We start from the raw sequence: 17342 nt of genomic DNA, 5'->3' as shown, positions 1-17342 counted from the left end.
TAAGTACCGACACTCCTAGGCCTACATTTTTTCCCAACGATGTACCGAAAATAGCACTTTGGCTTTCCGGAGCGCCTTCTACCCCTGCCCATTGGCTTCGAAGGCCCAAGGCAAATTCCAGGCCGTCATTACTACCGGCATAGGCAGGGTTCACTACGTTCATGTTATAGCGATAGAACGAGTACTGCGGGTCTTGTTGGGCATAAAGGCCTAGGGCCGCCAGAAGCACGCTAAATATTGTTATTACTATTGTTTTCATTTTTTTTTGGCTTGATTAGGTTAATAGTTGATGAATATCCAACCTCTCAACGGAGCTTCACCATTGCCGAGGTCGATTATGTAGAGATAAGATCCGGAGGGCAGTTTCTCGTTCTTATTCTTAAAGAAACCCTGCCAATCGTTTCGATAGCTATTTTGGGCAAATACTTCATGACCGTAACGGTTGTAGATCCTTACGACATTGTTGGGATAGTTTTCGATGCCGGGCACCATCCATGAATCGTTAAGACCATCGTTATTGGGCGTGAAGGCCTCCGCCGGAACCAGTACCGGTTCATTATCCTGTGGGAAATAATCCTCACTGTCAGGAACCCCGTCATTGTCATCGTCGTCGTCCCTATTGTCGGGAATACCGTCATTGTCATTATCGGCCGGGGTGTCTATCGGGTCGGTACTATCCGTTCCCGACTCGTTTTCCTGTTGGTCAGTATACCCATCTCCATCGTCATCGGTATCGGCATTGTCACCGGTACCATCACTGTCGGTATCTTTTTGCTCTGTTTCGTCCAGTGGAAAATCGTCCGAGCCGTCCACCACTCCATCATTATCGTCATCCTCGTCCACATTGTCCCCAAGACCATCACCATCGGTATCGACATCCTCTTCACCGTCGTTGTCATCGTCGGTATCCTCATTGTCACCAATGCCATCGCCATCAATATCGGAATACTCATTTGGGTTATGGGGCAGGTCGTCTACATCGTCGGGATACCCATCGTTGTCATCATCCTCATCGGAATTATCTCCAGTACCGTCCCCATCGGTGTCGGTATCCTCATTCCCGTCCAAGGGAAAATCGTCCTCCGTATCCGGGGTTCCATCCCCGTCGTCATCGGTATCGGTGTTGTCACCTGTACCATCACCATCGGTGTCGGTATCTTCATTCCCGTCCAAAGGAAAGTCATCTTCCGTATCCGGGGTTCCATCCCCATCGTCATCGGTGTCCTCATTGTCCCCGGTTCCATCACCGTCCGTATCGGTATCTTCGTTTTTGTCCAATGGGAAAGCGTCCTCTGAATCCGGTGTTCCATCATTATCATCATCTATATCACATACATTTCCTTCCCCGTCATTATCAGTGTCCGACTGGTCTGTATTAGCTGAATCAGGGCAGTTATCCGAATCATCCCTGACCCCATCATCGTCCGTGTCGGTATCCTTATTTACAACATGATTAGCATTGATTCCCGTGTTGCCATCGTTATCAGTTAAAGAAACTGTTAGGGTAACCATACCATCGCCAAGAACACTTAAATCGATATCTGAAATCTGATCGGTTGAAGACGTAATTGTACCCGTACCCGTAACATTGGTTCCCCCACCTTCACTACTAAAAGAATATTGGTAATTGGCGCCAATTTCTGCACCTGTAAATGTAAAAGAGGCAGATGATTCGTTGGATACGTCCAAAGAAGCCTGATCGAAAGCTACAGTGTAACCTACCGGTGCGGTTGTATCTTTATGAACCGTATCTGTGGTAGCTATGCCGGCATTGCCCTTGTCGTCGGTCAAAGCGACCGTCAATGTAATAGTGCCGTCATTAAGTCCGCTAAGGTCAATTCCTGAAATTTGTTCCTCTGTTGATGAGATAGTACCCGCGCCGGTAATATCGCTAACGCCACCGTCACTACTGAAGGTATAATTATAGGTAGAGCCCAACTCAGCACTTGCCAAAGTAAAAGAGACCGAAGTTTCGTTGGATGGATTTATCGAGGCTTGATCAATGCTTACGGTATATCCTACGGGAGCAATGGTGTCTTTTTCCGCCAAATCAGTGGCAGCTGTACCTACGTTGTTGTTCGCATCGGTCAAAGTAACCGAAAGACTAATAGTACCATCGCCAAGAGCGCCTAGGTCGATATTAGAAATCTTATCGGTCGAAGTTGTTATTGTGCCTGAGCCTGTTACATCAGTTCCCCCGCCATCGCTACTAAATGTATAATTATAGGTGGCTCCTACTTCGGCACTGGCAAAGGTAAAACTGATAGAAGATTGATTTGAACTCACTACCGGGTCTTGATCGATAGACACTGTGTAGCCTTCAGGTGCAATATCATCATTAACCGAAACGGTAAATTCCTTGGTAAAGTCATCCGTACCATCATTGGTGTTGATTCTGATGTTGTAGTTGCCCGCCGCTAAAGTACTATTGGTTCTTAGGGTAGTACCATTGATATTAAAACTCGCATTGTCGGTATCACCTGTGCCCGCTATGAGTGAGTAGGTGTGAGAATCGCCAGAATCTGCATCGATGGTGGATAATGTACCAACCGTGGAGTCCAAACCCGTTGCACTTTGATTGATGCTATTATTATTTAGAGCTATATCGGTAGGAGCAATGTTAATCGCTTGAACCGTGATTTGGAAATTATAAGGTACATTGACCTTTCCATCACTGAGGGTAAGTTCTACATCATGGACCCCTGCATCAGCGTTGGTTGGCGTACCGCTTAATTCAGCCTTAGTTGCTACCTGAGCAATAAGTGCGGTTGTCAATAAATATAACTCACCCGTATCTGATATTACGAGGTCATCGGCAAAACCGCCGGAAGAAACTGTAAAAAATGTATTAATATTACCGTTGATATCGATTTTTCTTATCCTTTTGCTTAATCTCTCGGAAATGAAAATTTCGTCATGTTCATTAATGGCTAATCCCGATGGGTCGGCAAAAGTCGCATTGACTGCAGGTCCGCCATCACCAGCTTCCGATCCGGCACCTTGTGTACCAGCTATGGTTTCAATGGTGTCCGTCGATAAATTAACCCTCCTGATGATGTCATTGAATCGGTCGGTAAAGACCAGACGCCCAGCATTATCAAACGCCATTCCGTGCGGTTGAGAAACTTGTGAGGTTGACGCAGTCCCTGTGTCGCTATAACCCATTGTTCCTGTGCCGACGACTCTTGTCCAATTCGTAGCGGGGTTATTGTTGGCAAGGTCAATTTCATATATTCCTCCCCGTGCCGACGCATAAAGTTTTGAACCGCTAGAATTCACTAGCAATCTAAGGATGAACGGTTCCGGTAAATCTGACAGAAGGGTTCGAGTACCCATGTTATCAATTTTAACGATGTCCGATTTGGCGTAGTCTCCAACATACACTGCATTATTGACCACATCATAGGCGATTCCTAATGGATTTAGATTTGTATAAGTCCCATCACCCTGATACCAAGTTTGCACATTTCCGCTCTCATCAACATAGCGAATCCCATACTCTTCGGTATCTGTGAAAAACAATTTATTATCACCATAGGCGGCAGTACCTGTTCGAATGACTGTGGCGGAGGCACTGGTACCATCTGGCGATTGATTTACACCATCCCCCATATTGCTTGGCGTTGCACCAGTACCTACGAAACTGGTTTGCAACGTGCCACTGGTAAAGGTCAACCAAGTAGGGACGTTGTTTGCCATCCAAGTAATTACATCGTTATCAGCATCTGAAGCCTTGATGTCGTAGTAATAAAGTGATTCCGCTGTTGCTGATGTGATTGAGGTGGACGTCACCGTTGGGGGATTATTGGTTGGGGCAATAGTTACAGATCCCGAATCACTATAGGCTATACCGCAACTGCCATTGGTCAGTACTGCTCTATACATTGTAATATTTGCTACGTTACTGTAACTATAGGTGTTTGAGGTATTCGAGATATCTGACCAAATAATGCCCTCATCGGTCGAACGCTGCCATTTGGTAATGGTCCCTGTGTAACCTGTCAACGTCAACGTACCGCTATTGGTGGTGGAACCGTGCACCGCTGAACTAACCTCTCCTCCTTCGGGAGCCGTACCGGATACTACGGTAATTTCCTTTGATGGGGAAATATCCGTAAAACCACAGTTGTCTATTTCGGTAACAACCCTGTAAAAATAAGTTCCTGTACCAGCAATGACTTCATCAAGTGTAGTTTGTGTATGGGCAATATCAGTCCAGTTTGTATTATCGCTGGAACGTTGCCACTTTTGGACTTCACCCTGCTGACCTGAAACAAAGAGTTCAACATTTGAGCCGGCACAAATCGTGGTGTTTTGGGCGAATACATTTCCAGCCTCAGCTTCCGACACGTTTATAGGTGTACTTGAGGTGGTTAAGTTGTTACAGTTAGTTGGGGCATTTGTATTAACAATTGCCCTATAGTAAGTGGTTCGGGAAATATTGTTAACTACCAATGAGGTGGAAGTGTTGTTGATGATCATTGGGGTATCGATAAAGTTATTGTCGGAGCTTTCCCAACGCACTACTGTACCATTAAGTCCAATAAGGGTAAGCGTGGTTGAATTGGAACCATAACAAACGGAAACCTCTCCACCGGTAATCGTACCTCCTGGAGCACCATTTATGTTGATATTTTTCGTGAAAAATGGTGTGGCACTGGTTTGATCATAGGGCATATCACCAAATTCCATGATACCAAAAATCGAAGAGGTGTTGGGAAAATCGTTCCAATCTCCTGCACTTGAATAAACATGACCAAAAGACTCCCCAGGGTTCCCATTATTATAATCATTCGGTTCACCGCTTCTCCAATTTTGATATACGCCCGAAATTTCATTGCCCCCTGTTCCCGCGTTAGCGGTGGTCAGCTGGGTACCTTTTTCCGGTCCTGTTACCCAAAAAAATTGACCTTCTGAAGCATTTGTATTAGCGAACTCATTATAACCTAAAGCTTGATTGATTTGGTCATGATCATCTGACGCTCCCATCCATGAATCTTGACCTATCAATCTGGTCACAAAAGTATTTTCAGCTGCATCCGTCAACGTTACCAAGTAACCTTCCCTTCCATAGTATGAAGTAGAAGAGGCCAAGGTTTTGGCATCTGTCCAGCTGGACGGATTTGGAGTAACACGATAAAAATGCCCGTTCAAGGGATTATAGAATGTTTCCCCGGCCACAAATGAAATCTTTCTGGATTCCGGGGAACATATTGGACCGGATGTTATCGTAACATTCCTAAGAAATGCCTGCCATTCCGATGGCGACAAAGTCCCCTTAAATACAATAGATCTGGTGTTACTGTTCCAACCAGCAGTCGATATACCGGCTGGTAACCCGCCATTGTAACCCAATTGATCGGATGGTGTGAATGAGTTGGTAATGGAAACTGTAAAATCGGTGATATTCGACCCCGCTTCAATATTCAAATTCGGGGCTACAATGGTCGCGGTGGTCGCTTCAATCGCATTTGGCTGATTGTCGCCGGAAACGGTTATATCGTTTTGGGCGTAAATAGTTCCAAGAGAGAGCAAGAGAACTATAGGTCTAAATAATTGGGTTAATTTTGTCATGGTTTTTTGGGTAATGAGTCAGTCATATATTTAATCTTATATTTTGGCATAGGTCATCCTGTTCCAACTTGTTGGACTTTTTTAAATAGCTTCATTGAAAACCTTAATTAATGGTGTTCGCAATGCGGAGTTAAAGCGTGGAACCAATGAAAGATTACCTACATTCCGCTAGTCTACTCACCTTAGTTGCAAGCGATTAATACCTTGCTACAAACGTGTCTGATAAAAACGGCAGAGAACCTTTGTTATTGCAATCCTTACACTTTAATTGTAAGAAAAATCATTTTACGATAATTCCCACAATTAAAAATTTTGCCGGATAAGTCTTAGTATTGGATATTAAACATCAAAAAAACTGATTTTCAATATTTTAAATCGAAACTCATTTTATCAATTCGATAATTTCGGATAGTGAATGGATAACTGTTAAATTTTTGTTTTACCGTAATCAGATGATACCATAAATAAGTTCCACATTACCCGATTAAAATTAAGCGAGGGATTTCATCGTTTATCTAGACTTAAGCGATTTTGCTTTTTCAAGACGTTCCCTGAAATCATTTAGCTTCGGTTGAACGTCCTCTCTTCCGCTACCTGCGAGGTTATGAAAGACTGACACAGCTTTATCTAGGACCCTGATCTCTTCATCAATGAATTTGCCTTTCCTGTACAGGATGGCTAGTCTTCTATACGGAAAGCTACCTTCAAAACCTTCGGAAATGTTACCTTCATATAGAGCTTTGGCCTCCAATATTCTTCCTTCTTTCTCAAGGCGCTTGCCCATCAGGTTCCTTCGAATTTGTGAATCGAAACTGCTCATTGTTCTTTAATAGATCACTTTTCCCAATGCTTCAGGTAAATCTGATTGTCATTGACATCGAACAGTCTTGAATAATTGTTGACCCTGGCCAAAATTTGGCCACTTGTGACTGCATGTCCGTCGATTCGTTCGTAAAGTGAGAGAGTATTGATCATGTCGGATATTTCACTCGGACGCAGCGGCCTATTCGATATTTTGAGCGTTTCTTCTATGGCCTCGTGAAGTTTCTTTTTTAGTTTATTTTCCATGGTCGTTGGTACTCTGGTATCTACCTGTTCATTTATAACCTCTATAGATGTAGGACCTTACTTAATAAACTAATTACTAAAGCTTTATATCTTCACCAAATTACAAAAAAACTAAATGCAGTAAGTAAATCGACTAATTATCGGTCATCTGGGTCTCGTCCGGTCAAATCCGACCGAAGGCCGCAACTTTCCTTCCTTTACATTGTACACAATCGGATAAGAAACCATCCACTATCGTTTATTTGAACTTTGCTCTTTTAGGTAATATTGACAGGCACTATCTTCATCAAAAAATTTACGTACAGAACCAATCTGACCTCTTTCTTTATAATATATTTCCCAAACAGGTCTGTGCTTTCCCTTCTTGATTAATAAAGCCAATTTATCGTTATCATCTTTACTTCCATATAAACCATGCAAATAAATTTGGGAATCATCAATTTCTAAAGCTTTTAGCTCATTATATAGCTCGGCTAGATTCATCGTTAATTTAGACTTTTCATTTTAGCTGCAGTATAATTTCATACCAAGAAATTAAGCTCATCATTGTCAAAAATTTGACGTAAACGTTGTTCTGATATTCCTGTTGTGTTCTCATCTATTTGGTGTTGTCTAAGAGAGGGGACATAAGTGCATGTAAGTTTGCCTGGGGCAGCTATAAATTCCTGACTTTCCTCAGCCATTATTAAAAAATCCTGAACTCTTTCTGGTCTTTGATTCGGAACGAAATTCCCTTTAATTGTCAATTCTGCCATCGTTTATTTATACTTTAAAAACTCTTCCATATCGCCTCCTTGATCTTGATAAATATCATGTAAGTCGTATGATATTTGAATGAATAAATTTGAAAAGATATAGTCCTCACATACATGAAGTGAGTTTACGAAATCCAATTCTCCAATTCCTTGTATAAGCCCATCTGTCATATCGTTGAAATTCTGCTTGGCCAAAATGAATAAATGTTTTAATTCCGCAACTGTCGGTTCAAAAGCAAGGTTGTGAGCAAATTTATTCCTGAGCTTGTTAATCCTTTAAAGAACGTCGGCTTGCACATCTGAAATCAAATTCATACTCTTAACCAATTTTATAAGCTTAAAATGATTTAGTTCCTCAGCGAATTTTAATAATTTAGGACTCTTTATTTCAACTATTCTAACCAATAAAAATTCTACCATTAGATGGCCTGAAATTATTGATGAAATAATCCCGTTAGGGCTCACAGCGCTCTCATACAATTGTCAAATGAGGTAATTTTATCGCCCATTGTTTATCAATATTATTATGGCCCTCTACTCTATAATGGGAGAATCAATTCTTGAAATGAACATATTGTATCCTTCCTCTTTTTCCCCTCCAACCAATGTGGTGGCTTTAAAATGAAAACCTGACCACTCCCAATCTTCCTTGAATTCTTTTGGATTGAGAGATATATTTATAACAGTACTGCCTACTTTACGCTCTATTGCTTGACTCAATTTCTCCAGTATTAAATCAAACTTATTGCATTTGAAAACTAGAACCATCGGTTTTTTGCATTCCATTTGCACAACAGCATAGTATTTATCATCATAATACTGGTAGCAGTTAGAACAGAGATACTTACCGGTTTTTTTACCTGAAAACGTTTCTTCCAGAATACCGTATTTAGAATGTTCGCAATCGTGTGAACTTATAGGTTTTTGAGACCTTCCTTTCTCAACAGCTCTTTTCTCAATCCTCTCCATTTTTTATTTGAACTTTATCCTAAGTTACAATCTATTAATTATCACTTGTAAAAAAAGGGAAGGCCACAAAAACAGGGAAGCCTTCAACTCTATTTAAATTTTTGCAATGGTCCTTTGATATCTCAATGAAATTATTGAAATCTAAGAAAAATAAAATATGAAATTTAAGCTAAGCTACGGTATACGTTCATAATACGTCAAATAATACTTTTCATCGTCTGTATCAAAATCAGAGATTAAAAAAGTATCCTGAGACAAAAATTCAGGTTGCCACAAGGTACCATCTTCTGCCAAACTTTTGTAGACCCAATTTATATCTAAAATTTTTTCTCCATTTTCGTCAAAGTCAATATACCAGTTACCGCTATCAAACCCTCCTCCTTCATCATCCTTGTCACATGTGCCTCCAATAATTTGATTTTCTTGGTTATACTTTTCATGCCATGTTGTTAGGTCTTCCATTATGAACTCTCCGTTTCGTAGAAATTTATATTTCGTTATTGCATCACATTCAATAGATAAGTAGCCTGGTAGCTCTAACTCTTTCCTGTTTTTATCTAATACTGAAATGTTATAAACATGCCACGTTCCGATAATAAGTTCGTCTATTTCTTTCTCCTGTTCCTGTAATTCATTTATCTCGGTATTTTGATCAGAGCAAGATGAAAAAGCTAGTATTAGAATGGCAATTATTTTGGTTGATTTCATTGGCTGTAACTTTGCGGTTTACTTAATTGACAAATGAGTTTGTTGCCTTAATTTAAATGAAAAGGATATGAAGACTTCATCATCGGCTATAAAATGTTATACTCTATTTCTCGCTATTTAATTCAAGTTTCATCTTGTATGTTTTCAGTTCAATTTTATCTGATGTTCGAATTGCATTTTTCAAAGTGACATCCATCTCGCCGGCAATTATCATTCCCTGGATTTTTCGGTCGGGAAATTTGTCCATTAGTAATCCAATGTACATTGATATTTGTCCGAAAACTTTGTAGTTAGCAATTCCAGATTTTAGCTCAATTACTAATAGCTCCCCATTTAGCTTCTCCAGAAGTATGTCAATTCTTTTTCCACCAATAAGATATTCAACTCCTTGATTATTTTCCCCAAATATCTTGTAGTCGGGAAACAGCTCATTTATTTGGGAAACCATGGAGTTTTTCAAGTCCTTTTCGTAACTGAAGTTAGTCCAGGTTTCTATGTTGTCAATTTCTTCTTCGAGGGATTGCTTTAAGTCAAATGACTTATTTGAACTTTCATCAGGTTCAAAGTTCGAACTTTTATAAGCCATATATAGTTTTACAGCTTGTTTCAGAGTTGCTGACCCGGTTCTTAAATTGCCATTTATTGGAATTTTATGGTTTGCCGGGAGGTCATTTCTTTGGTCTTCCGTTGAATAACTCAATCTTTCCAACAGAGAAAGCCCATTGTCTTTAGCATAATGCTCGTCTAAATCGCCTTCGTGATTTTCGACAGTCCTACAATTTGAGATTCGGCTCTGTATTGTTCGATAATCACTCCCATTTTCTTCGTCCAACCACACTTTAAATGCTGCTAAATTCATTATACGCTCTGTTTTGACCATTAATCTAATAATTCAATCGTTCCGATTGAATGGGTGCCTGTATGACATATGGAAAATAGTTATTAGGATGTTCAAATCTTATAATTTTAACGTTTACCAAAGTTGCTATCGATGAATTATCTATTGTTGAGACCTCCGAATTCTACAAGCCAATTGTTTCTATTTGGCATTTCCATTCATTTAATATTTTAAACGTATTATTTGAATTCATACTACTTGTGGAATTTAATTGATAAAATTTAATACTGGAAAATACCCCATCTTTATATTCCTTCCTGAAATATTTTTCAGATTTACTGCCATTAAACAGTACAGTCTTTATGTTTGGGTATCTTTTAAAAAATGTGGTAAAGTCGTTTAAATTTTCATTTTTTATCTTGCTGTCACTACTTCCTTTCCTTTCGCAACTCTCGATTACATCCCACAATCCAATTTTATTTTCTAACAGTAGCTTATATCTTTCTAATATCGACTTAGATTCCGCAAGTTCAAAACAACTAAATTCGGGCTGAAGTGTTCTGTACACGATATCCCAAAAGTGGTTCTTCTCATTGCCATAATAGCATTTTTTAAGAAGTGATTTTTCTCCGGGTATAGTACCAAGAATAACTAACTTTGTTTCTATATCCACTAGCGGGTCAAGACAATATTTTCGATTCATATTAAGCCTATTTAATTAAACTCTAGAATTGAGTCAATTTCTATGATAATATTTCTTAATTCCTCATCGTCCAAATAATCGCTAGGTTTTTCCCATATACTTTTAATTTTCTTTAAAGTAACACTGTCTACCAATTTGCTTTTTACTTTTAAACCAGTATTGTTTAAAAGAATCGCCTTTGAAAAGTTCAAAGAATTTATAGTTTTAACTGATGTGAAACTTGAATTTTTTATAACCGCACCTTTAAAAGAGGCATCTTTTAAGTTGGAATTGCTAAAATCAACTTCGTCCAAAAAACAATAATCAAAATTCACATTTTGAAGGTTGGCATCAATAAAGGAGATATTGTTCAATACTGACCTTGAAAATGAGGCTCCAGCTAAATTGGCATCATCTAAATTTGCAATCCTCAAGTCGATTCCGTCAAGTTTTTGTTTTGATTTCACTAAATCTTCCAATGCACTTTTTCTAGCATGTGAACTGGGCATTAACTCTGTAAAAGTTATAATCTCCCAAGCACGATATATTCTTTGCTTTCTTAAATTTTCTCTTTCCTCTTTTCGATCATCTATTTCTAAAATCCAAAATATAGCAGCAAACACTATTCCTAGTTTGGAAATAGAGTCCAATAGCCTAATTAAGGGATGGCTCTCTACAAAATCGGCATATTTCTTAAGGTGGTTTTTCAATTTAGCTAAATATCGGATTATCCAAATATTATTTTTTAACGGAGCGATACTTCTTAACATTTTCCGCTTGCTCAAAGATTTCCTTGTAAACTTCGTCCCTTTCTACTGGTGGATAGCCGTGCTCATCCAAAAGAAGTATTAGTCCTACTTTTAAAGCTGATTTAATATCTTCTCTTTTGTTCCAATCCGGAAACTTTGCTTGACCATCAACCAAATCTTTAACAGCGCGTGCCAGTTCAATTAATTTATCTTCGGGGTAACTAAAGTCATACTTTACACAAAGTTCCTTTAGGATGTCATAAAATGCTTTTTCTTCAAAATCAATCCCTAAATCATCACCAGCTTTAAACTCTTGGTAAACGTCCCAGATCATATCTGTAATTTGCTTGGCAAAATCGTCCAATACCTCACTCTGTAATACATCACCTTTACGCTCATTGTATTTCTGAACCAATGATTCCATTTTCTTGGAGAAGTCAACGCCTTTCACCTTATTGACCTTCTTCATTTCGCCAATAGCCTTGGCCAACAACTGTTGTAACAATTTGATCTTTGTATTGGGCAGCTTTATTTTATCAATTTTAGCCAAGTAGTGTTCATCAAAGATGTCCTGCTCTTTCTCAGTGTCTTCTCCCATTTTAAAAATCTCATCTACACCATCACTTTGTAAGGCATTCTTTATCATTTCCCTTACCTTGGCATTCATTTGGGCGGTGTCAGGTGCATCGCCTTTGGTAAGTTTGAAGACAATAGACCGGACAGCTAAATAGAAATGTGTAAAATCCCTTTCCTGTTGTGTCAATTCCGCACTCCCTGCACAGATATCATAAGCTGCTTTTAATCTTTTAACCAAGCCCATAAAACGAGTTTCCATATCCTTGGTAAGCTGTACAAATTCCGCGGCCATATTCAGGGTGTTCAATTGTTCCAGTGCCGTACCATTAAAGTATTTTGAGCTATCGAATTTATGTAGCAATTTAGCCAGTAAATCCAAGTGATTTCTGACCACTATCAAGGATTGTTGTATATCCTCAAAATTATCCTTATCGCCCTCTGAGTATTTTTTAAGCGCAAGGTTCATTTGTTTTTTGATGCCAATGTAATCCACCACCAAGCCCTTATTTTTTCCTTTGAATTTACGGTTCACACGGGAAATAGTCTGTATCAGGTTATGTTGTTGGATAGGCTTGTCAATGTAGATAGTGTCCAAGAAGGGGACATCAAAACCGGTCAACCACATATCCACCACAATGGCTATCTTGAAATTGGATTTCTCGTTCTTGAATTGTCTGTCAAGTTCCTTGCGATAATCCTTTGTGCCCAATATATCGTACAATTCCTTTGGGTCGTCTTTTCCCCGGGTCATGATCATTTTAATCCGTTCCATAGGTTTGATTTCCCGCTTTTCCTTGTCGGTCAAGACAGCACCGTCCTCAGCTACTTTTATATCGTTCCATTCCGGTTTTAACTCAAGTACGTTTTTATAAAACTCATAAGCTATAAAACGAGAACTGCTGACGAACATGGCCTTGCCCTTAACGGTTGCACCCTCAGTTACCCGCTTTTCGTAATGCTGAACAAAATCGGCAGCCAATTCTTTTAACCTGTCCGGGTCGCCCAAAATAGCGTTCATATTGGCAGATTGTTTTTTGCTTTCCTCAATTTGGTATTCGTTGGCACCGGCTTCCTCCGCTTCTTGATAATACTTTTCAATCTTCTCAAGTTCGCTGTTCTGCAAGGCTATTTTGGCAGCTCTACCCTCATACACAATGCGCACCGTTATCTCATCCTTTACAGATTCAGTCATCGTGTAGGCGTCCACTACTTTACCGAATACATCTAAAGTAGCATCTACAGGGGTACCCGTAAATCCTACAAAAGTTGCATTAGGCAGCGAATCATGCAAATACCTGGCAAATCCATAGGATTTTTTAACTCCCTTTTCCGTGACCCTAACCTTTTGGTCCAAATTGGTTTGACTTCTATGCGCTTCATCGGAAATACAGATTACATTGGTTCGTTCGCTCAATAGCTCAATGTCTTCCGTAAACTTGTGTATGGTGGTCAAAAATACACCACCACTTGCACGGCCTTGTAACAGCTCTCTTAATTCAGACCTGCTTTCTACACTTTTTATCGTATTATCACCTATATAAATTTTGGCATTGGAAAACTGTCCTGAAAGTTGGTCATCTAAATCGGTACGGTCTGTTATGAGAACGATTGTAGGGTTTTCGAAATATTCACTCTTCATTAATAACCTTGTGAGATAGAGCATGGTGTAACTCTTACCGCTACCGGTAGCGCCAAAGTAGGTACCTCCTTTTCCGTCCCCTTTTGGCTTTTGAGCTTTTTTGATATTATCATATAAAGCTTTTGCTGCATAGTATTGTGGATAACGACATACTATTTTCTCATCTTTTTTGGACGTGTCCGGTATGTAAATGAAGTTTTGGATAATATCCCTTAATCTGTTTTCATGCAACATTCCTTGAATAAGGGTGAACATACTATCAATACCATCCACTTCTTTGGCCAAACCAGCTATTCTGCGCCACGCATAGTAAAACTCATAAGAAGCAAAAAATGAACCTGCTTTATTGTTTACCCCATCACTGATTACACAAAAGGCATTGTACTTAAAAAGCTCGGGGATATCTCTTTTATAGCGGGTTGTTAACTGCACGTAAGCATCATGTATGGTGCAATTCTCTTTGATAGCTGTTTTGAACTCGAACACTACAACCGGGATCCCATTAATGTAGATTATACCGTCAGGAATACGTTTTTCCGTACCTACGATTTCTAGTTGGTTTACAAACTTGTAAATATTATTGTCCCCGTATTTTTCTCGAGGTTCGGCAACCGATAAACTATCCAAATTATCGCCCTGCATTTGCCGTTCCAAGCCTGTATAATCGATTAAAGAAACCCAAATATCCTTTTGGTTACGGTCTTCCCGTTTTAGGATAAAACCATCGGAAAGCCATTGCATTATTTTTTTATTGGTTTCGTACAAATCTGAGGCTGGCAAGGTCTTTAGCTGCAACACAATGGATTTGGCCTCCGTAAGTGTGAGCCCTTCGTTTTTGTAGCGTTCCAATAGAAATGCTATTAAATCTTCTTCTATCAGTACTTCTTCCGGTTCACGTTCAATGGTATTGCCTAAGTAATGTGGATACCCCTCATTATCCAGCAATTCTATAAATGTTTCCTCTAATCTGGCTTCCGTAAATTTTTTCATCCTTGATCAGTGATATGCCAATGCCCCTCTTTTCTTCCTCCCACGCGCTCAATTAAGTTGGCTTTTTTTAGTTTGTTTAAGTGTGTAAATATGGAACGTTCCGAAACTCCTATTAAATCCGAAATTTCATCTGCGGTAGTGTTGGAATCCAATGCCAATATCAATAGGACCATTAGGCTGGTAGGAGTTTTTATGTTGGATTGCCTTAATTTACCCGTTTTTAATGACGTTCCGAATTCTTTTCCGAAGTTTTCCTGAAGCTTTCCTGAAGTTATACTGAAGCTTTCCTGAAGCTCGCGCAACAAGGTGGGCAGATTATCCTTGACCCAAGGCAAAAATCCATCTCTACTGGGTTTATCACTGCTTCTCAGTGCATGAAATTCTTTTTGTAATGTATCCCAATTACTATCAGGAGCAGGGTTATGTGAAGCCTTACCTGAAGATGGAAAAACCATCCGAGTAAAATTGTCCATGAACTTAAAACAGTCCCTACCGTAACTTTGTAATATCCTAGGAATCCCAGAACCCAATTGTTCCACTAACTCTACATCTTTAAAGACACGCATTAGTTCCTTGTTCCTGGGAATGGAAACACCCTCAAAAAACTCTTCCTGGCTCAACCCTTCCGGCAGGGAACCTGCGGAAGTAATCTCTATCCTGTCATCGAATATCTCAAATTTAGGGGGTACCTCCCGAGTATAATCGTTATGTACAAGAGCATTTAAAATGGCCTCTCTCAAAGCCACGGCGTTCCATAACCGTTCCTCTATTCTTTCTTTGGAAGTAATAGTGGCAAAGGTTGTATTCTCAACTTCCATTTTGTCCAAGACACTCTTAGTGGCCTTGATTAGGGAACAATATCCGTACTCGTTATTTTCAGCAAGGTTAACCCGGTCCAAACCTTTGTATTTGGCCACTTTAATGGAAATATTGTTAACATCTGCCAAAAGGTAAGCTGCATAGTTTAAATCGCCATCTTCTGTAAATAGTTCCAGGTTTTTCTTAAATTGACTATTCAGGGTTTTGCCTTTCTCCTGATAATAAATGGAAAGTTGCTCAAAATTAAGGTCCTGACGATGCGATTTTATCTTACCTATCGAATTGCGGGTCCTACCGGCAAAAAGCTTGTCAATCATTGCCTGTGGCATTGGTTCGGCGGCTGTACCTACACGTAAGAAACAACCTTTCTCGGTCATTCCGTATTTTTTCTTGAAATAGGGTTTTTCACTACCGCTGGCCACAATGACTTTAATGATATGCTGACCGTCTTTTCCTTCTGCTACCACATCAAACAAGCCCATAGCGGAAGGAGCAATGTTGTTTTTAATGCGGTCTTTTATTTTAAGCATATCGGCATCCAGGTCTGCTACACCAAGGGTGTTGCCGTTTTTATCGATACCGATATAGACCAAACCGCCCTCGTGGTAGTTTAAAAAGGCTACCACTTCTTTTTCCAAATCTAAATCTTTGGTGAGCTGTGCTTTGTATTCTATGCGGTTGGTTTCTGTCATAACTGCTTAATTTTTATTATTCAACCATTCACTAATAGGCACAACTTTATCATTGCCATTAATCGATGGAAATACAACATAAGTTCCTTCTGACCTATAAGTTCCCTTGAAATATTGATAATAATCAACTTTGTAGATGTAAGGATATATTTCTAAATACTCACTACCTGAAAAATCTGAATAATCTTTTTTAATAGGTAAAATTGCAATTTGTTCAATATACTTTGCTGCATCTCCTAAACCTAACTCCCAATTACACCATTTAGAGCTTATTGCACCCTCTGTTGCTAAAAGAATAAATTTATGATTATCCTTAATTTTTTGTTTTATTCTATCTGCGGTCCTTCCTGATGTTGTTTTAGGCATCCCATCATCTAACCAATCAACATAAACGTCTACACCATACGATTTTAAAAATGAAATAGCACCTTCCAAATACTCTCTTTCGTCGTGTTTATGAGAAAGGAAAATTTTAGTTTTAAAAAGACTACTTTCTCCTTTAAAGCTGGTTAGGCTTTCATTTAAGGTCATATAGTAGGATTTTGATGACCTTCTTTGGTTTCTAAGTTCTGATTCAGTTATAAAGCTCATAGATTATCTAATAGTTTTTACAATATTAAAATCATCTTTCTTATCTCGTAGCTCTATCGCTTTGTCAATATATTTTGTGGGATTTGCTATAAAATCGGACCATTTTACAGATTGAATATAGGAGCTATCGCCAGAGTAAACCCAACCGCCATTGCAAGCTCTTCTGTTTGGTTCTTTTACATTAAAAATATTATCACGTATTATTTGAAACAGAATAGAAGTATTCAACGACCTGCAATTACATTCACCATCACGTGTTATATAGTATTCATAACTTCCGCTTTCATCTGGAAGTACAACGGCTATAACACCATTAGTACTACTCGACCTACCTAATCTTGTCTGCTTTTTTAAAGAGTATGAAACTTCCCAAGGCATCCATTGGTCTTTTTCGGATGTAAACGATTCCTTCATTCCTTTAGAAATTAAAACAACTGTAACACTACTATCAAAAATCTTGTCTCCTAATTTTGAACTGATAGAAGAGTCTGCCAAGTTCTCCATACTTTCATCGTCATTTTCACCTTTATAAATATGGTCATCACCTGTCAAATGCTCTGAAATCTCATCTACATAATGTCTTGCAGTTGTAGCGATTTTTATTTTACCAAAAAAGGAATCTTGATATATGCCTAAATCTTGTACTAATGAGTCAGAATATTTATATGAAACGAATACTTTTCTTGCCATAC

Annotated in this window: 16 protein-coding genes; all 16 read right to left on the bottom strand. The window is 39.1% G+C overall.

Features of this window, described 5'->3' with window-relative positions; genetic code table 11:
- A partial coding sequence (locus IL356_RS15920; RefSeq protein WP_192466564.1) for a type IX secretion system membrane protein PorP/SprF occupies nucleotides 1-259 on the bottom strand: 259 nt, incomplete at its 3' end.
- A gap of 20 nt (nucleotides 260-279) precedes the next feature.
- Entirely contained in the window at nucleotides 280-5574 is a 5295-nt protein-coding gene (locus tag IL356_RS15915) for a T9SS type B sorting domain-containing protein (protein ID WP_121848497.1), read from the bottom strand.
- 511 nt (nucleotides 5575-6085) lie between these two features.
- Nucleotides 6086-6394 (bottom strand): hypothetical protein, encoded by a 309-nt coding sequence (locus tag IL356_RS15910; protein ID WP_121848496.1) that lies wholly within the window; start codon nucleotides 6392-6394, stop codon nucleotides 6086-6088.
- Nucleotides 6395-6408: 14 nt separating this feature from the next.
- Nucleotides 6409-6642 (bottom strand): hypothetical protein, encoded by a 234-nt coding sequence (locus tag IL356_RS15905; protein WP_121848495.1) that lies wholly within the window; start codon nucleotides 6640-6642, stop codon nucleotides 6409-6411.
- Between the two features lie 231 nt (nucleotides 6643-6873).
- The gene (locus tag IL356_RS15900; RefSeq protein ID WP_121848494.1) at nucleotides 6874-7125 is read right to left on the bottom strand and encodes a hypothetical protein; all 252 of its coding nucleotides are present in this window, start codon (nucleotides 7123-7125) and stop codon (nucleotides 6874-6876) included.
- A 38-nt stretch (nucleotides 7126-7163) separates the two neighbouring features.
- Nucleotides 7164-7397 carry a hypothetical protein gene (locus tag IL356_RS15895; protein ID WP_121848493.1) on the bottom strand — a complete coding sequence of 78 codons (234 nt, stop codon included), beginning with the start codon at nucleotides 7395-7397 and terminating at the stop codon, nucleotides 7164-7166.
- Between the two features lie 3 nt (nucleotides 7398-7400).
- Entirely contained in the window at nucleotides 7401-7592 is a 192-nt protein-coding gene (locus IL356_RS15890) for a hypothetical protein (protein WP_121848492.1), read from the bottom strand.
- A 339-nt stretch (nucleotides 7593-7931) separates the two neighbouring features.
- On the bottom strand, nucleotides 7932-8366 hold the full coding sequence (locus IL356_RS15885; protein ID WP_121848491.1) for a hypothetical protein: 435 nt from the start codon (nucleotides 8364-8366) through the stop codon (nucleotides 7932-7934).
- A gap of 174 nt (nucleotides 8367-8540) precedes the next feature.
- Entirely contained in the window at nucleotides 8541-9074 is a 534-nt protein-coding gene (locus IL356_RS15880; RefSeq protein WP_121848490.1) for a hypothetical protein, read from the bottom strand.
- Nucleotides 9075-9177: 103 nt separating this feature from the next.
- Complete coding sequence (locus IL356_RS15875) at nucleotides 9178-9933, bottom strand: PDDEXK family nuclease (protein WP_162987856.1); 756 nt, start codon at nucleotides 9931-9933, stop codon at nucleotides 9178-9180.
- Nucleotides 9934-10096: 163 nt separating this feature from the next.
- Nucleotides 10097-10615 carry a DNA-deoxyinosine glycosylase gene (locus tag IL356_RS15870; RefSeq protein WP_121848488.1) on the bottom strand — a complete coding sequence of 173 codons (519 nt, stop codon included), beginning with the start codon at nucleotides 10613-10615 and terminating at the stop codon, nucleotides 10097-10099.
- Nucleotides 10616-10626: 11 nt separating this feature from the next.
- Nucleotides 10627-11364, bottom strand: coding sequence for a pentapeptide repeat-containing protein (locus IL356_RS15865; RefSeq protein ID WP_121848487.1), 738 nt, complete (start codon nucleotides 11362-11364; stop codon nucleotides 10627-10629).
- Complete coding sequence (locus IL356_RS15860) at nucleotides 11333-14548, bottom strand: type I restriction endonuclease subunit R (RefSeq protein ID WP_121848486.1); 3216 nt, start codon at nucleotides 14546-14548, stop codon at nucleotides 11333-11335. The genes IL356_RS15865 and IL356_RS15860 overlap by 32 nt, the downstream gene beginning before the upstream one ends.
- Entirely contained in the window at nucleotides 14545-16059 is a 1515-nt protein-coding gene (locus tag IL356_RS15855; RefSeq protein ID WP_162987855.1) for an RNA-binding domain-containing protein, read from the bottom strand. Before IL356_RS15855 ends, IL356_RS15860 begins: the two co-directional genes overlap by 4 nt.
- 6 nt (nucleotides 16060-16065) lie before the next feature.
- A complete protein-coding gene (locus IL356_RS15850; protein WP_225621518.1) occupies nucleotides 16066-16590 on the bottom strand; it encodes a toll/interleukin-1 receptor domain-containing protein in 525 nt (174 codons plus the stop codon).
- Nucleotides 16591-16653: 63 nt separating this feature from the next.
- The gene (locus tag IL356_RS15845; protein ID WP_121848484.1) at nucleotides 16654-17340 is read right to left on the bottom strand and encodes a TIR domain-containing protein; all 687 of its coding nucleotides are present in this window, start codon (nucleotides 17338-17340) and stop codon (nucleotides 16654-16656) included.
- Nucleotides 17341-17342: the final 2 nt, after the last annotated feature.

The sequence above is a fragment of the Euzebyella marina genome (assembly GCF_014855515.1).
In the GTDB taxonomy this organism is placed as follows: Bacteria; Bacteroidota; Bacteroidia; order Flavobacteriales; family Flavobacteriaceae; genus Euzebyella; species Euzebyella marina.
Note: the sequence above shows the minus strand (reverse complement) of the source record. Positions and strands in the feature narration are given on the sequence as shown.

What these genes read in the sequence shown, in the direction of transcription:
- IL356_RS15915 (WP_121848497.1), bottom strand. Translation starts at nt 5,574, where the DNA reads ATGACAAAATTAACCCAATTATTTAGACCTATAGTTCTCTTGCTCTCT.
- IL356_RS15910 (WP_121848496.1), bottom strand. Translation starts at nt 6,394, where the DNA reads ATGAGCAGTTTCGATTCACAAATTCGAAGGAACCTGATGGGCAAGCGC.
- IL356_RS15905 (WP_121848495.1), bottom strand. Translation starts at nt 6,642, where the DNA reads ATGGAAAATAAACTAAAAAAGAAACTTCACGAGGCCATAGAAGAAACG.
- IL356_RS15900 (WP_121848494.1), bottom strand. Translation starts at nt 7,125, where the DNA reads ATGAATCTAGCCGAGCTATATAATGAGCTAAAAGCTTTAGAAATTGAT.
- IL356_RS15895 (WP_121848493.1), bottom strand. Translation starts at nt 7,397, where the DNA reads ATGGCAGAATTGACAATTAAAGGGAATTTCGTTCCGAATCAAAGACCA.
- IL356_RS15885 (WP_121848491.1), bottom strand. Translation starts at nt 8,366, where the DNA reads ATGGAGAGGATTGAGAAAAGAGCTGTTGAGAAAGGAAGGTCTCAAAAA.
- IL356_RS15880 (WP_121848490.1), bottom strand. Translation starts at nt 9,074, where the DNA reads ATGAAATCAACCAAAATAATTGCCATTCTAATACTAGCTTTTTCATCT.
- IL356_RS15875 (WP_162987856.1), bottom strand. Translation starts at nt 9,933, where the DNA reads ATGAATTTAGCAGCATTTAAAGTGTGGTTGGACGAAGAAAATGGGAGT.
- IL356_RS15870 (WP_121848488.1), bottom strand. Translation starts at nt 10,615, where the DNA reads ATGAATCGAAAATATTGTCTTGACCCGCTAGTGGATATAGAAACAAAG.
- IL356_RS15865 (WP_121848487.1), bottom strand. Translation starts at nt 11,364, where the DNA reads ATGTTAAGAAGTATCGCTCCGTTAAAAAATAATATTTGGATAATCCGA.
- IL356_RS15860 (WP_121848486.1), bottom strand. Translation starts at nt 14,548, where the DNA reads ATGAAAAAATTTACGGAAGCCAGATTAGAGGAAACATTTATAGAATTG.
- IL356_RS15855 (WP_162987855.1), bottom strand. Translation starts at nt 16,059, where the DNA reads ATGACAGAAACCAACCGCATAGAATACAAAGCACAGCTCACCAAAGAT.
- IL356_RS15850 (WP_225621518.1), bottom strand. Translation starts at nt 16,590, where the DNA reads ATGACCTTAAATGAAAGCCTAACCAGCTTTAAAGGAGAAAGTAGTCTT.
- IL356_RS15845 (WP_121848484.1), bottom strand. Translation starts at nt 17,340, where the DNA reads ATGGCAAGAAAAGTATTCGTTTCATATAAATATTCTGACTCATTAGTA.